The sequence below is a fragment of the Kribbella monticola genome, assembly GCF_003261635.1.
In the GTDB taxonomy this organism is placed as follows: Bacteria; Actinomycetota; Actinomycetes; order Propionibacteriales; family Kribbellaceae; genus Kribbella; species Kribbella monticola.
The window spans coordinates 178457-192372 of sequence record NZ_QFXK01000027.1 but is presented as its reverse complement, the minus strand read 5'-3'; the positions used below and the strand labels follow the sequence as shown (position 1 = coordinate 192372).

Genomic DNA, 13916 nt, shown 5'->3' with positions numbered 1-13916 from the left:
AACGGTCCGCCCCTGGCTTCGTCAGCAGGGGCGGATCTTTGCGTCGAGGCCGGTGTAGGACAGGCACGTTCGGGGGCGGCCCTGGTCGGGCTTGGCGCGGAGGATGAGCGGGAAGCTGTCCGCACCGCGGATCTCGGGAGACTTCGCCGTCTTGAGGGTGCCGACGGCGCCGCCGCGCGCGACGGCCGCAGTACGGACGTCTTCGACCGTGACCGTACTGCGGGCCGCCTTGGTCGCCGCGGCCTTCGCGTCGTCCGCGACCTTGAGGGCGAAGTCGATCTCGGGCGGCTTCGACCAGGTCGTCGCGGATACGGGGAAGACGAAGCCGAACATCAGTACGCCGATCAGCCCGATGATCCGTCGCGATCGCCGGCCCTGGTCGGCCGCCACCACAGCGGCGCAACCGAACGCCAGCAGCAGCGTGATCCCCCGCATCACCCATTGCCGGTCCAGCCGGCCGTCCACCGCGAACGCGGCGACCAGCCCGACCACCAGGCAGGCAAGGGCGGCCGCGGCACCCAGGACACGGGACGAGACGGAATTCATGGCGCTGACGATAGAGGTGGCACAGTTTCCGCCGACACCTGGAGGTGCTTCGAGCGCGCGCGCATGTGCACCGGCCCGCTTCCGGAGGTCGACCTAACCGGCATCTTCGGCAACATCAGCCTCGAGCTCGGCTGACGGCCGGGGTCAGAAGGGCAGTTTGGGTTGAGGTGGGGCGTGGGTGGGGTCTACGCCGTCGAAGAGGCTGCTGACGGATTCGCCGTCGTGGATGCGCTGGATGGCGGCGGCGAAGAGGCCGGAGACGGAGCTGACCTGGAGTTCGGGGAAGCCGTCGGGGCGCGGAACGGTGTCGGTGCTGATCACTTCGGTGATCGACGGGTGCGACCGCAGCCGCTCGACCGCCTTGCCCGCGAACAATCCGTGCGTGGTGGCGACAGCGGCTTCGGTACAGCCGAGGTCCTTCAGCCGGTCGAGGAGTTCGATGATCGAGCCGCCGGTGGCGATCTCGTCGTCGAGGATGATCGCCCGCTTGCCGGCCACGTCGCCGACGATCGCGTCGATCACCACCCGGTCGTCGGCCAGCCGCTGCTTGCTGCCCGCCGCGACCGGCAGCCCGAGCAGTCGCGCGAACTGGGTCGCGGTCTTCGCATTCCCCAGGTCGGGGCTGACCACGACCGTGTTGGTCAGGTCGGCGGCGCGGAAGTGATCAGCCAGTACGCCGATCGCGGTCAGGTGATCGACCGGTACCGAGAAGAACCCGTGCACCTGCGGAGCATGCAGCGCCATTGTCAGCACCCGGTCGACTCCGGCGGCGACGAGCAGATCCGCCACGAGCCGGCCGCCGATCGAGATCCGCGAAGCGTCCTTCTTGTCGGAGCGCGCGTACGCGTAGTGCGGCATCACCGCCGTGATCTGAGCCGCGGACGCACCGCGTGCCGCGTCGATCATCAGGAGCAGCTCCATCAGGTGCTCCTGAGTCGGCGGCACCAGAGGCTGCACGATGTAGACGTCACGCTGGCGGCAGTTCACCTGCAACTGGACCTGCAGGCAGTCGTTGCTGAAGCGGTGAATCTCCACCGGCGACAGCTCGACGCCGAGATCGGTGCAGATCCGGTCGGCCAGACCGGTATGGGCACTCCCGCTGAACACGACGATCTCTCGCACGGCTCTCCCCGAACGCTGTGACCCGACAGCCGAAGCGTAGCTCGCGACCCTCACGACACCACCCACCCGGTCACCCCGCGGACAACCAATGCTCGTGCGGTGGCGCGGCACGCCGACGTCAGCGCAGGGAGCAGGCGCCAGGACCCGACCGTGGCGATGGGCGCAGGCGGCGGGCAGCGGGCAGCGGGCAGCGGGCAGCGGGCAGCGGGCAGCGGGCAGCGGGCAGCGGGCGGCGGGCGGCGGGCGGCGGGGTTAACGCAGGAGGCGGGCGATGGTTTCGGCGGCGGTGCGGCAGTCGTCGGCCGACGCGTCCAGGTGGGTGACCAGGCGGAGCTGGGTGGCGCCTACGCCGCCGACGAGAACGCCTTCGGCCTTGGCGGCCGCGACGACTGAAGCGACCGTCTTGCCGGTGGCGGCCAGGTCGGCTACGACGATGTTGGTGTCCACCTGGTCGGGTTTGACCGAGCCGGGCGCCGCGTCGGCCAGGATCTCGGCGATCTGGCGCGCGTGCGCATGATCCTCGGCCAGCCGCTCGACGTTGTTCCGGATCGCATAGAGACCCGCACCAGCCAGTACGCCGGCCTGCCGCCAACCGGCACCCAGCCGCTTCCGCCAGACCCGCGCCTCCCGGATCAGCTCGGCCGACCCGACCAGCACCGATCCGACCGGAGCACCGAGCCCCTTCGACAAACAGACGCTCGCCGCGGCAGCCCGCGAACCGAAAGCCGACATCGGTATGCCGGACGCCGCCGACGCGTTCCAGAGCCGAGCCCCGTCGAGGTGCAGCGGCATGCTGAGCGCGTCGAGTTCGTCCGCGAGAGCGTCGTACGCCGTCTGGATCGTCCCGCCGCCGAAGTTGTGCGTGTTCTCGACCGAGACGGCCGACGTGGTCACGAAGTACGGGCCGAGGTCGGGCGCGATCAGGGCGCGGATCTGCCCGAGATCGATCTGGCCGCCGGGCGCGCTCCACGTGCGCGTGGTGATACCGCTGATCGCCGCGTGCGCGCCCAACTCCGCCCGCGCGATGTGCGCGCTCGCCTCACAGAGCACCTCCGAGCCGGGCGCGACGAGGGCCCGTACGCCGAGGATGTTCGCCAGCGAACCGGTGACGGTGAACAGTCCGGCCTCGTGCCCGAGCAGGCCGGCGACGGTCTCCTCGAGCTCGGTGACGGTCGGGTCTTCGCCGTACACGTCGTCGCCGAGCGGCGCGCTCGTCATCGCGGCCAGCATGCCCGCCGACGGCCGGGTCACCGTGTCCGACCGCAGATCGATCACGCCACTGCCCTCACCCACGCCTCTACTCCGCTTCTCCGATCAGGCCTGGGCATTGCTCTCGTCCGATCAGGCCTTGGCGCCGCGGAGGCGCTCGGCGACCAGGAACGCCAACTCCAGCGACTGGTGCCGGTTCAGCCGCGGGTCGCAGGCCGTCTCGTAGCGGTTGACCAGGTCTTCGGCGACGAGCTCCTCGCCACCACCGAGGCACTCGGTCACGTCGTCGCCGGTGAGCTCGATGTGCATGCCGCCCGGCCAGGTGCCGACCTGCTCGTGGGCGTCGAAGAAGCCCTGCACCTCGTTGATCACGTCGTCGAAGTTGCGGGTCTTGTACCCGTTCGGGGTCTCGTAGGTGTTGCCGTGCATCGGGTCGCACACCCACGCGATCGGCGACCCGTGATCGCGCACAGCCTCCAGCAGCGGCGGCAGCCCGTCGCGGATCTTCCCCGCGCCCATCCGGGTGATGAAGGTCAGCCGGCCCTCGATGCCCTTCGGGTTCAGCTTGTCGATCAGGGCGCGGATGTACTCCGGCGTGGTGGTCGGCCCGATCTTCACCCCCAGCGGGTTCGACAGCGAGGCGAGGAACTCCACGTGCGCGCCGTCGAGCTGGCGGGTCCGCTCCCCCACCCAGAGCAGGTGACCGGACACGTCGTACGGCTGCTCGGTGCGTGAGTCGATCCGGGTCAGGGCGTGTTCGTACTCGAGGATGAGCGCTTCGTGCGAGGCGTAGAAGTCGACCGTCTTGAACTCGTCCGCGGTCGCGCCGCAGGCCCGCATGAAGGCGAGTGCGCGCTCGATCTCCGACGCGAGCTGCTCGTAGCGGCGCCCGACCGGCGAGGACTTCACGAAGTCGGTGTTCCAGGCGTGCACCTGGTGCAGGTCGGCGTACCCACCGGTGGTGAATGCGCGGGTCAGGTTCAGCGTCGCGGCGGCCGCGTTGTAGACACCACGCAGGCGCTGCGGGTCGGGGATTCGCGACTCCGCGGTGAACTCCAGCCCGTTGACCGCATCACCCCGGTACGACGGCAGGGTGACGCCGTCGCGGGTCTCGTCGCCGCTGCTCCGCGGTTTCGCGTACTGCCCGGCGATCCGGCCGACCTTCACGACCGGCACACTCGCGGCGTACTGCAGCACGACGGACATCTGCAGCAGCACCCGCAGCTTGGCCCGGATGTTCTCCGCGGTGACACCGTCGAAGGTCTCGGCGCAGTCGCCGCCCTGGAGCAGGAACGCCTCGCCGCGCGCGACCGCCCCGATCTTGGTGGTCAGGTCGTCGCACTCACCGGCGAACACCAGCGGCGGCAACTTCCTGAGCTGCCCGATCACATCCTCGAGCACCTCCGCGTCCGGCCACTCCGGCTGCTGCAGCGGCTTGAGCGCCCGCAGCTCCTCCAGACTCGGAACCCCAGGCACCAGCGCAGAACTCAACGTCGCGAATTGCATACCCGAACCATATTCCAGCCCCCACAACCACCGCGTAACCGTCTCACCCCCACCCCTCCTCCCCCCTCCTCTGCGCGACCGGGGAGCGCTACCCACCCCCATCGGCCAGCCACGCTCCCCAAACACCCAGGCCGGCAAGGAGAGGAGGCGAGGCGAGAAGGGTTGTCCACAGGGGAGGGAGGAGGGCGGGGGAATGGGGTCGGCGAGATGCATCTTGTGGGTATGGACGTTGGCGGGACGTTGGAAGCGCGAGGTGGCGAGGGCGCCGCAGCGGAAGAGGGCGAGGTCGCCGGAGGTGGTGGGAAGCGAGCGCTGGAGGAGCGGTTCGAACGAGTGCGGAGCGCTCAGTCGGGCGCGTTCACCCGGCAGCAGGCGAACGCACATGGGATCTCTGACAGAGCGCTTGCCACACGGTGTCGGAGTGGACGGATCCAGCGGATCTATCGCGGGGTCTACGCCGACTTCACCGGCCCGGTGCCGTGGGAAACCCGGGTCTGGGCCGCTTGGTTGGCCTACGGCCCGGACGCCGCGCTGGCTGGTGAGACCGCTTTGCGCAAGCACGGACTGAAAGGCGAATGGGCCGAGAGCCCGATCCGGCTGGAGATACCGCACAGCCGAAGAGTGCGAAGACAGGGCGGCATCCTGCTCACGCGGTGCCGCGACCTGGATCGCCGACTACTCGGTAGCCGCGAGCCGCCGATCGTCCGCCTCGAAGTGGCAGTGCTGACTGTGGCCAGCGGCCGGTCCAAGCCAGAAGACGCCGTCGCGCTGGTGCTCGACGCCTGCCGTCAGCGCCGTACCACCGCGCGGCGCCTCGTGGACGAGCTGGGTCAGCTGCGGCGGCTTCCCCGGCGCGACCTGCTGCTCGGCGTACTGCGGGACGCCGGTGCCGGGGTCGAGTCGTTCCTGGAGCTGGTCTATCTCCGCAAGGTAGAACGAGCGCATGGTCTGCCGGCCGGAAAGCGCCAGCTCCGTGCCGAACGCGCCGGCAGCCCGGTCTACCGCGATGTCGAGTACGAGGATTTCGGCGTCATCGTCGAACTCGACGGCCGAACCGGACACGAGGACGCAAGGTCGCGCTGGCGCGACATGTCCAGGGACAACAGCGCACTGCTGGAGTCCAAACAGACACTCAGATTCGGCTACCAGCTCGTCAACGATCCCTGCACGGCGGCCGCCCAAACAGCAACCGTCCTACACCTCCGAGGTTGGCCCTCCTCCCCCACCCTCTGCTCCCCCACCTGCGCAATCACCACCATTCGGGGAGCGCTACCCACCCGCGCTGAGCAGTAGCTCTCCCCAGACCGAGCCTGAGCGCGGAGGGGGAGGTGGAGCGGGCGTGTTAGCCGAGGGAGCTGGGGTCTGCGGGGACGTCGACGGCGTGGGCGCGTAGGACGGACAGCGGGATCGTTTCGAGGGCGCGGGCGTGGGTTGAGGCCAGTACTACGGGGGCCGCGGCGCCTGCGTGATAAGCCTGGAGCCAGCGGACGGCGACCACGCACCACCGGTCGCCCGGCTGCAATCCGGGGAAGCTCAGCTCCGGTCGGGGCGTCGTCAGGTCGTTGCCGACCGACTTCTGGTGCTCCAGGAACTCGCTGGTCACCACCGCGCAGACCGTATGACTGCCGAGATCCTCCGGCCCCGTGCTGCAGCAGCCGTCGCGGAAGAACCCGGTGAGCGGATCGGTGCCGCACTCCTCCAGTGCCCCACCGAGCACGTTCAGCTCGCTGTCCATCGGGCTGGTCAGGAGGCCTTCGTGTCGTCGATCCGGGGCTTGACGTGGTTCTCCACGATCTCGCCCGCCTTGATCAGTTCCTTGGCCTTGTCGGCGTAGATGTCGACGTACTCCTGGCCGGACAGCTCCATCAGCGCGTACATGATCTCGTCGGTGACGGAGCGGAGTACGAACCGGTCCCGTTCCATCCCCTCGTACCGGGAGAAGTCCAGCGGCTTGCCGATCGCGACGCCGGGGCGGATCAGGCGCGGCAGCCGACGACCCGGCTCCCGGATCAGCCACTGCGGCCAGACGGTGCCGGGCGGGTTCATCTTTTCGGTGTCGATCATCGCGACGGGGATCACCGGTACGCCGGCCACGATCGCCATCCGGGCGACCCCGGTCTTGCCCTTGTACAGCCGGCCGTCGGGCGACCGGGTGCCTTCGGGGTAGATGCCGAACAGTTCACCTTTGGCGAGGATCTCCAGGCCGGTGTTCAGCGCGGCCAGCGACGCGCGCCCGCCGGAGCGGTCGATCGGAATCTGGCCGACGGAGCGGAAGAAGGTCGCCACCAGCTTGCCCTTGAGGCCGGGCGCGGTGAAGTACTCCGACTTGGCCGGGAAGACGATCTGCCGCGGCACCGCCACCGGCAGGAACACCGAGTCCATGAAAGCCAGATGATTGCTGACCAGCAGCGCCGGCCCGGTCGCCGGAACGTTCTCCAGCCCGCTGACCTTGGGACGGAAGAGCAGCTTCACAATCGGTCCGACGAAGAATCGCCTGAGGAACAGGTACAGCATCCGCCTTCACCTCCGTCGCTCGGCCGATACCCTACGTTCCAGCCTCCACCCAGGGCAACGTCACGGGCAGGAATAGGCATGTCGCGGATCGTGTTGTCAGCCCGTTGCAGACTGGGTGCGAGATCGGTCACGAGAGCCGAACGACACCCTAGCCGGACTGGGCGAGCCGCCTCCTGGCTGCGACCATAGCCGTCTCAGGTACTACGGATCTTGTCGAGGAGCAGCCGTGCCAGTGCAAGCCCACGCGGAGGAGTTCCGCAGCCCCGGTTCCGGCGCAGGAGCCGGCACGGGGATCCTGCTGAGCCACGGCTTCACCGGGTCACCCCGCTCGATGCGCCCGTTCGCGGAGCATCTCGCCGCCGAGGGCTACGGCGTCGCCGTACCGCGCCTGCCAGGTCACGGCACGCACTGGCGGGAGATGAACACGACCCGCTGGCAGGACTGGTACGCCGTGCTGGACAACGAACTCGAGCGGCTTCGCAAGGAGCACGACCAGGTTTTCGTGGCCGGCCTGTCGATGGGCGGTTGTCTCGTACTGCGGCTCGCCGAGCAGCACGGCGCGGACATCTCCGGCGTGATCCTGGTGAACCCGTCGGTCCGCACCGACGACAAGCGACTCGTCCTGCTGCCGGCCCTCCAGCGCCTTCTCCCCTCCTTCCCGGGAATCTCGAACGACATCAAGAAGCCCGGCGTCGACGAGGGTGCGTACGACCGGATGCCGCTCAAGGCCCTGTACTCGCTGTCGCAGCTGTGGCGGGTGACCCGCGACGATCTGGCGAAAGTCACTCAGCCGGTGCTGTTGTTCCGCAGTACTGTCGATCATGTCGTGGAGCCGAGTTCCGGACGGGCGATCCTGTCGGCGATCTCGTCCCGCGACGTGACCGAGACCCTGCTCGAGGACAGCTATCACGTGGCCACTCTGGACAACGACGCACCGCGGATCTTCGCGGACTCTGCCGCCTTCATCAGTCGCCTGACCGCCGCCAGGCCGGCCGCTGATGCGTGACAACGGCCTGTCCGCCTCGGCGTACACGTCGATGGGCGGCATCGACCCCCTCGTGAGCGAACCGGTCCTGGCCGCACTGGCCGAGGCAGGCATCGCCGCGTACGCCGTGACGCCGGGTGAGCCAGGTCCTTCCGGCGAGGCGGCCGCGACCCCGGTGAACGACAGCGACGGTGACGTCACCGGGCTCGCCGAGGTCGACGTACCGAAGAAGGCCGATGTGGACGCGCCGGAGAAGTCGACTCCGGCCGAGAAGATCGGCGCCGGGCTGGACGAGATCTTCGTCGACGCCGGCTCCGCCGAGCAGGCCCGTGGGGTGATCGACCGCAGCGCCGAGGACGCCGAGTGGAAGTCGCTGGTCGAGCAGTTCAACGCTCCGTCCGCGCCTGGGCACTCGGACTCGCCGGTGCCCCGCTGGCCGGTCAGCGAGGACGTCGACGAGAACTCCTACGAGCCGCTGATCGACGTACCGGCCGGCTTGGACGTGGCTGACACCGACGACGAACCGCCGGAGGAACCACCGGCCCGGCGTGACGACCCGCACGACCACTACGTGCCGCCGGAGCCACCGCGCGGACCGCGACTGGACTGGATCAGCCGGGCCGCCTGGCTCGGGCTGCTGGGCGGACCGGCGTTGCTCATCCTGGCGGCGCTGTTCGACTTCGGGACCGGCCGGATCACCACGCTCGCGGTGGTCGGGTTCATCGCCGGCTTCCTCACCCTGGTGATCCGGATGAAGGACCGGCTCCCGCCGGACGACACCCCGGACGACGGAGCCGTGGTCTAGCAGCACTAGAGTGCAGATCGTCGGACAATCCGACGACCGCTCTGCAGAGGAGGCAGCCCCGTGCAGGTCACCGAGACCGTCGAGATCACCGGCCACCTGATGGACACGGGACTGCTGTCCCGGGTCCTCGACGACATCCGCGGGTACGGCGGTGACTACACGCTGGACAAGTTCGACCTGGGCTACGACAAGGACGACCCGTCCACGGTCCGGATGACGGTCAAGGCCGAGGACGAGGAGTCGCTGCAGCGGCTGCTGATGCGGATCCAGACCAAGGGCGCGAACCTGGTCCACCCGGGTGAGCCGGAGATCTCCGAAGTCAGCCAGGACGGCGTCTTCCCCGACGGGTTCTACTCGACCACCAACCTGCCGACCAGCGTCCGGCTCAACGGTCACTGGGTCTCGGTCCAGCAGCCGGAGATGGACTGCGGGCTGCTGGTCGAGGGCGAGACCGTGCGCACCATTCCGATGTCCGACGTGAAGATCGGGATGAAGATCATCACCAGTGCGCAGGGTGTCCGGGTGACGCCGCCGCTGGTCGAGACGATCGAGGACGCGTTCGGGTTCATGGACTCCGAGGTGTCCAGCGAGAAGCCGCAGCGGGTGCTGGTCAAGCAGGTCGCCGACGGGATGCGCGAGGCGAAGGAGAACGGGCAGAAGGTGCTCTGGGTCGGCGGCCCCGGCATCGTGCACACCGGCGCCGCGCCGGCCATGGTCGCGATCATCGAGGCCGGGTTCGTCGACGTGCTGTTCGCCGGCAACGCCCTGGCGACGCACGACATCGAGTCCTCGCTGTACGGCACGTCGCTGGGTGTCGACCTGGCTCGCGGCCGCGGCGTCGAGCACGGCCACGAGCACCACATCCGTGCGATCAACACGATCCGCAAGGCGGGCTCGATCGCCGATGCTGTCAAGCAGGGCATCCTGACTTCCGGCGTGATGCACGCGCTCGTGAAGAACGGCAAGAGCTTCGTCCTGGTCGGCTCCGTCCGCGACGACGGCCCGCTTCCGGACGTCTACACCGACGTACTGGAAGGCCAGCGGGCGATGCGCGCCGAACTCGACGGCGTCGGCTACTGCCTGATGGCTGCCACCATGCTGCACTCGGTTGCCACCGGCAACATCCTGCCGGCGTCGATCCCGCTCACCTGCGTGGACATCAACCCGGCAACGGTGACCAAGCTCGCCGACCGCGGCTCGTCCCAGGCCCGCGGCATCGTCACCGACGTCGGCCTGTTCGTCGAGCACCTGGCGCGCGAGCTCGACCCGTCGTACACGGGCAAGGACTAGCCGGTACGCCGCTCGCCGGCGTGATCTTGTCGGTGCCGTGGTCCATGGTGGATCCATGGCACTGAGAACGAAAGCGAACTGGTTCGGCGTCGCACTCAACTCGCCGGACCCACAGAAGCTGGGGCGGTTCTACCAGCGACTCCTCGACTGGAAGCTGTACGCCGACGAGCCCGACTGGGTGACGCTCGCCCCGGAAGAGAAGGCCGGCTACAACCTCGCCTTCCAGCGGGAGGAGCTGTACGAGCGACCGGTGTGGCCCGCCGAGAAGGGCAAGCCACAGATGATGATGCACCTCGACATCGCGGTCGACGATCTGCAGCAGGCGGTCGCGCACGCGCTCGAGGCCGGCGCCGAGCTAGCGGACTTCCAGCCGCAGGACGACGTACGGGTGATGCTCGATCCGGACGGGCATCCGTTCTGCCTGTATCTGGATTCCGACGACTAGGTGGTGTGGATTACGGCGTGACCGGGCCCTGCAGGGCAAGATGTCGGGCATGACCGAACTGGTGCACCTGGCTGTGGCCGAAGGCGTTGCGACGATCACGCTCGACTCGCCGCACAACAAGAACGCGCTGTCACAGCAACTGACGGGTGAACTGCTGGCCCACCTGGAGTCCGCGGGCGCCGACGAGGCCGTCCGGGTCATCGTGGTGCGCTCTGCGCTGGACGTGTTCTGCTCGGGTGCCGACCTCTCCGAAGCGACCTCGGTCGGGATGGGCGTCGGCGCGCAACGGATGGTCGACGTCCAGCGCGCGATCGTGGCCAACCCGAAACCGGTCGTCGCCCGGGTCGCGGGTCCGGTACGCGCGGGCGGTATCGGCATCGTCGCCGCGGCCGACATCAGCCTGGCCACCGACACCTCGTCGTACGCGCTGACCGAGGTCCGGCTCGGGCTGGCTGCCGCCACGATCTCCCTCACGGTCATCCCACGGCTCACCGACCGCGCCGCCGCACTCACCTTCCTCACCGGCAACACCTTCGACGGCGTCGAGGCCGCCCAGCTCGGCCTCGTCACGTCGGCGTTCCCGGCGGACGAACTCGACGAAAACCTCGACGCCGTCCTGGCCTCCCTGCTCAAGGCCGTCCCCCAGGGCCTCCGCGAAACGAAGAAACTGCTCAACCGCGAACTCCTCGCCGACATCGATGCCCGCGGCACCGACCTCGCCGAACTCTCCGCCTCCCTCTTCGCCTCCTCCGCTGCCCAGGAAGCGATGCTCGCCTTCCTGAACCGCAAGAAGAAGTAGTTTCCCCAACCCACACAGGGTTTTAATCGGTTGCCGAGCGACTCGGCGACTGTTGCACTGGTGGGCATGCCGATCTCTGCCGCCCAGCGCGCGACGTTTCGCGAGCAGGGCTATCTGGTCGTACCCGGGGTTCTCACCGAGGACCAACTGGCGACGGGCCGGAAGCTGGTCGCGGCGGAGTTGGAGAAGCAGCCGCCGGCAGCGGGTCACGTAGGTCACTATTTCGCCTGGCCGCGGTTCGAGGACGGTCGGCATCCGCTGCTCGATCTCTACCGCGAGACCGTCGCACCGCTCGCAGCCGAGCTGGTGCTGCCGGAGCTCGGCGTCGACGATCCCGACTTCGCGCAGATCGCGACGACGATCCCGCCTTGGTCGCACCGCCCAGGAGCACCGCATGTGGACGGCGTGACTCCGCTCGCGCCGGACGGTACGCCGTACACGTTCTCCGTGCTCGCCGGGATCTGGCTGACGGACCAGCAGGAGGAGTACCACGGGAACCTGCACGTCTGGCCGGGTACGCATCGGCGGTTCGGGGAGTATCTGGCCGAGCACGGTGCCGATGCCCTGGCCGAGCTTTCGAAGGACACGAGCGGCGCGCCGTACCCGAAGATCGAGCTGGGCGAGCAGGTTCAGGCGGTCGGCCCGGCCGGAAGCGTGTTGTTCGCGCATTACCTGCTGGGGCACAACATCGGCGGCAACACCGGCCCGGAGCGACGCGAGACGATCTACTACCGGCTGCAGGCACGCGGGCATCGCGATCGCTGGCGTGACGTGGTCGTCGACCCGCTGAGCGAGTTCAGGGAAGGGTGAGTTCGACCAGCATCGGCAGGTGGTCGGAGCCTGCGGCCAGGTCCGCGCGAGTCACGCCGTCGATCGAGTCGAGTGGGACGACTCGACCGCTCAGGCCTGGCGACAACATGGCGCCGTCGATGCGTTTGACCGGGTTGTCGGAGTGGAAGGTGGGGCCGGCGTCGACGCCGAGGTCGGTGAGGCCTTCCGCGGCCAGGCGGTCCCACACGGGGCCGCCTGGTTCCTCGTTCAGGTCGCCGACGAGCAAGTAGGGCAGACCGAACGACTTGCACCCGCGCAGTACCTGGTCGAGTTCGTGCCAGCGACCGCGGATGTGCAGGCCGAGGTGGCAGACGATCAACGCCAATTCGACCTCACCGAGTTTGGTCCGCCCGCCGACGGCACCGCCGGGAAGCTGGGTCGCGATGAACCGCAACCGGCGACGGACGAACGGCCGCCAGACCCGCCAGTGCGCAGGGTCGGCGAAATCGGTGCTCTCGGCAACCAGTACGGCGTTGCGGGCCGACGCCGCGACGTACCGGAGCCCGAACGTCGCCGCCATCGCCTCCCGCTTGCGGCGCGTCCCCCACCAGGTGGGAGCTTCCTGGATCAACGCGATGTCGGGTGCGCAGGCGCGAACCACGCGCGCCAGCGCCTCGCGGTCATCGCCCCAGCGGTGCACGTTGTACGACAGCACCCGCAGCGACGGGCGCTCCGTCATGCCTCGGGCTCCCCTTGCAACTCGGCCGACTGCTTCGACAACTCCGGCTCAGCCGTCCGCATACCCGTACGCCGGCCGACCGACTTGCGCGCGGCCCGTTCGAGCCGGGCGGACCGTCCACTGCGCGCGGCCGTCTTCGCCGTCACCGCAGTCGTCTTCACCCGGACCCGGCGCAACCAGGTCGCCTCTTCGCGAGCCAGGTCCGCGGCGCCGACCATGCCGGCCTCCGGTCCGAGCACCGCGCGCACGATCCGCGCCTCGGGCCGGAACCCGCGACCGGTCAGCGTCCGCTTGAACGCCTCGCGCGCAGGCGCCAGCAACAGCTCGCCGGCATCGGAGACGCCGCCACCGATCACGAACGTCCCTGGGTCGAGGGCCGCGGCGAGGTTGGCCAGCCCGATGCCCAGCCAGCGGCCGACGTCCTCGAGCAGTTCGACCGCGACCGGGTCGCCGTCCTTGGCCAGCTCGGTCACCATCGGACCGTTGATCTTGCGCGGATCGCCTTCGGCCGCGCGGAGCAGGTTGTGCGCGACGGGAGAACCGGACAGCGCGAGCTCACGAGCCTCCCGGGTCAGCGCGTTGCCCGAGGCGTACTGCTCCCAGCAGCCGCGGTTGCCGCACTCGCACCGGTGACCGCCCGGCACGATCTGCATGTGGCCGAACTCGCCCGCGATGCCGAACTTCCCACGCTGCAAGGCGCCGTCGTTGAGGATCGCGCCGCCGATCCCGGTCCCGAGGGTCACGCAGACCAGGTGGCTCTCCCCTTGGCCGCCGCCGAATCGCCACTCCGACCAGGCGGCCGCGTTCGCGTCGTTCTCCACGACGACGGGCAGCCCGAGTCGGCGCTCGACAGCGTCGCGCAGCGGCTCGTGCCGCCAGGCGAGGTGCGGCGCGAACAGAACGGACGAGCGGGTGCCGTCGACGAACCCGGCCGCGCCGATGCCGACCGCGATCACATCGTGCCGCGACTCGAGGTCGTGCACGATCTCGGCGATCGCGTCCTCGGTCTCGCGCGGGTCCTTCGTCGGGGTGTCCCGGCGGAGCCGGTCCAGGATGTTGCCCTCCGGATCGACCACGCCGGCGGCCACCTTGGTGCCGCCGATGTCGATTCCGATCGTCAACGCCTGTGTCAGAGCCATCGCACGACCCTCCTGGTGGAACCCCCTGCAACCAGCGAACCACCCC

15 protein-coding genes are annotated in these 13916 nt (G+C 69.1%); 7 read left to right on the top strand and 8 right to left on the bottom strand.

What is annotated here, in order from left to right:
* Positions 1-21 precede the first annotated feature (21 nt).
* The 4 genes from DIZ26_RS11920 to DIZ26_RS11905 all read right to left on the bottom strand — a co-directional run bounded on the left by DIZ26_RS11920 (position 22) and on the right by DIZ26_RS11905 (position 4383).
* Complete coding sequence (locus DIZ26_RS11920; RefSeq protein WP_112240390.1) at positions 22-546, bottom strand: hypothetical protein; 525 nt, start codon at positions 544-546, stop codon at positions 22-24.
* Positions 547-690: 144 nt separating this feature from the next.
* The gene (locus tag DIZ26_RS11915) at positions 691-1668 is read right to left on the bottom strand and encodes a ribose-phosphate diphosphokinase (protein ID WP_112240388.1); all 978 of its coding nucleotides are present in this window, start codon (positions 1666-1668) and stop codon (positions 691-693) included.
* Positions 1669-1920: 252 nt separating this feature from the next.
* Entirely contained in the window at positions 1921-2961 is a 1041-nt protein-coding gene (locus tag DIZ26_RS11910; RefSeq protein WP_332872727.1) for a threonine aldolase family protein, read from the bottom strand.
* A gap of 48 nt (positions 2962-3009) precedes the next feature.
* Complete coding sequence (locus DIZ26_RS11905) at positions 3010-4383, bottom strand: class II 3-deoxy-7-phosphoheptulonate synthase (RefSeq protein WP_112240386.1); 1374 nt, start codon at positions 4381-4383, stop codon at positions 3010-3012.
* Positions 4384-4605: 222 nt separating this feature from the next.
* Between DIZ26_RS11905 and DIZ26_RS11900 the strand changes: the two genes are divergently transcribed.
* The gene (locus tag DIZ26_RS11900) at positions 4606-5676 is read left to right on the top strand and encodes a type IV toxin-antitoxin system AbiEi family antitoxin domain-containing protein (RefSeq protein WP_157979683.1); all 1071 of its coding nucleotides are present in this window, start codon (positions 4606-4608) and stop codon (positions 5674-5676) included.
* A 49-nt stretch (positions 5677-5725) separates the two neighbouring features.
* Here the strand turns inward: DIZ26_RS11900 and DIZ26_RS11895 are convergent, their stop codons facing one another.
* Together DIZ26_RS11895 and DIZ26_RS11890 are read right to left on the bottom strand one after the other, a co-directional pair.
* Entirely contained in the window at positions 5726-6118 is a 393-nt protein-coding gene (locus DIZ26_RS11895; RefSeq protein ID WP_112240382.1) for a DUF2237 family protein, read from the bottom strand.
* Positions 6119-6126: 8 nt separating this feature from the next.
* Positions 6127-6897: a lysophospholipid acyltransferase family protein gene (locus DIZ26_RS11890; protein WP_112240380.1), complete on the bottom strand. Its 771-nt coding sequence runs from the start codon at positions 6895-6897 to the stop codon at positions 6127-6129.
* A 226-nt stretch (positions 6898-7123) separates the two neighbouring features.
* Between DIZ26_RS11890 and DIZ26_RS11885 the strand changes: the two genes are divergently transcribed.
* From DIZ26_RS11885 to DIZ26_RS11860, 6 genes are all read left to right on the top strand, one after another.
* On the top strand, positions 7124-7903 hold the full coding sequence (locus DIZ26_RS11885; RefSeq protein ID WP_232828282.1) for an alpha/beta hydrolase: 780 nt from the start codon (positions 7124-7126) through the stop codon (positions 7901-7903).
* Positions 7896-8687 (top strand): hypothetical protein, encoded by a 792-nt coding sequence (locus DIZ26_RS11880; RefSeq protein ID WP_112240376.1) that lies wholly within the window; start codon positions 7896-7898, stop codon positions 8685-8687. The genes DIZ26_RS11885 and DIZ26_RS11880 overlap by 8 nt, the downstream gene beginning before the upstream one ends.
* A 60-nt stretch (positions 8688-8747) precedes the next feature.
* Positions 8748-9977 (top strand): ornithine cyclodeaminase, nickel-pincer nucleotide-dependent, encoded by a 1230-nt coding sequence (locus DIZ26_RS11875; protein ID WP_112240374.1) that lies wholly within the window; start codon positions 8748-8750, stop codon positions 9975-9977.
* A 55-nt stretch (positions 9978-10032) separates the two neighbouring features.
* Positions 10033-10422 carry a VOC family protein gene (locus DIZ26_RS11870; RefSeq protein WP_112240372.1) on the top strand — a complete coding sequence of 130 codons (390 nt, stop codon included), beginning with the start codon at positions 10033-10035 and terminating at the stop codon, positions 10420-10422.
* Positions 10423-10471: 49 nt separating this feature from the next.
* Positions 10472-11221, top strand: coding sequence for an enoyl-CoA hydratase-related protein (locus DIZ26_RS11865; RefSeq protein WP_332872726.1), 750 nt, complete (start codon positions 10472-10474; stop codon positions 11219-11221).
* A 66-nt stretch (positions 11222-11287) separates the two neighbouring features.
* Positions 11288-12031 carry a phytanoyl-CoA dioxygenase family protein gene (locus tag DIZ26_RS11860; RefSeq protein ID WP_112240368.1) on the top strand — a complete coding sequence of 248 codons (744 nt, stop codon included), beginning with the start codon at positions 11288-11290 and terminating at the stop codon, positions 12029-12031.
* Here the strand turns inward: DIZ26_RS11860 and DIZ26_RS11855 are convergent.
* Together DIZ26_RS11855 and DIZ26_RS11850 are read right to left on the bottom strand one after the other, a co-directional pair.
* Positions 12018-12731: an endonuclease/exonuclease/phosphatase family protein gene (locus DIZ26_RS11855; protein ID WP_112240366.1), complete on the bottom strand. Its 714-nt coding sequence runs from the start codon at positions 12729-12731 to the stop codon at positions 12018-12020. The two genes, DIZ26_RS11860 and DIZ26_RS11855, sit on opposite strands and share 14 nt — an antisense overlap.
* On the bottom strand, positions 12728-13870 hold the full coding sequence (locus DIZ26_RS11850) for an ROK family glucokinase (protein ID WP_112240364.1): 1143 nt from the start codon (positions 13868-13870) through the stop codon (positions 12728-12730). The genes DIZ26_RS11855 and DIZ26_RS11850 overlap by 4 nt, the downstream gene beginning before the upstream one ends.
* Between the last annotated feature and the right edge of the window lie 46 nt (positions 13871-13916).

Coding starts and splice junctions, on each gene's coding strand:
- DIZ26_RS11920 (WP_112240390.1), bottom strand. CDS start 546: ATGAATTCCGTCTCGTCCCGTGTCCTGGGTGCCGCGGCCGCCCTTGCC.
- DIZ26_RS11905 (WP_112240386.1), bottom strand. CDS start 4,383: ATGCAATTCGCGACGTTGAGTTCTGCGCTGGTGCCTGGGGTTCCGAGT.
- DIZ26_RS11900 (WP_157979683.1), top strand. CDS start 4,606: ATGGACGTTGGCGGGACGTTGGAAGCGCGAGGTGGCGAGGGCGCCGCA.
- DIZ26_RS11895 (WP_112240382.1), bottom strand. CDS start 6,118: ATGGACAGCGAGCTGAACGTGCTCGGTGGGGCACTGGAGGAGTGCGGC.
- DIZ26_RS11890 (WP_112240380.1), bottom strand. CDS start 6,897: ATGCTGTACCTGTTCCTCAGGCGATTCTTCGTCGGACCGATTGTGAAG.
- DIZ26_RS11880 (WP_112240376.1), top strand. CDS start 7,896: ATGCGTGACAACGGCCTGTCCGCCTCGGCGTACACGTCGATGGGCGGC.
- DIZ26_RS11870 (WP_112240372.1), top strand. CDS start 10,033: ATGGCACTGAGAACGAAAGCGAACTGGTTCGGCGTCGCACTCAACTCG.
- DIZ26_RS11865 (WP_332872726.1), top strand. CDS start 10,472: ATGACCGAACTGGTGCACCTGGCTGTGGCCGAAGGCGTTGCGACGATC.
- DIZ26_RS11860 (WP_112240368.1), top strand. CDS start 11,288: ATGCCGATCTCTGCCGCCCAGCGCGCGACGTTTCGCGAGCAGGGCTAT.
- DIZ26_RS11855 (WP_112240366.1), bottom strand. CDS start 12,731: ATGACGGAGCGCCCGTCGCTGCGGGTGCTGTCGTACAACGTGCACCGC.
- DIZ26_RS11850 (WP_112240364.1), bottom strand. CDS start 13,870: ATGGCTCTGACACAGGCGTTGACGATCGGAATCGACATCGGCGGCACC.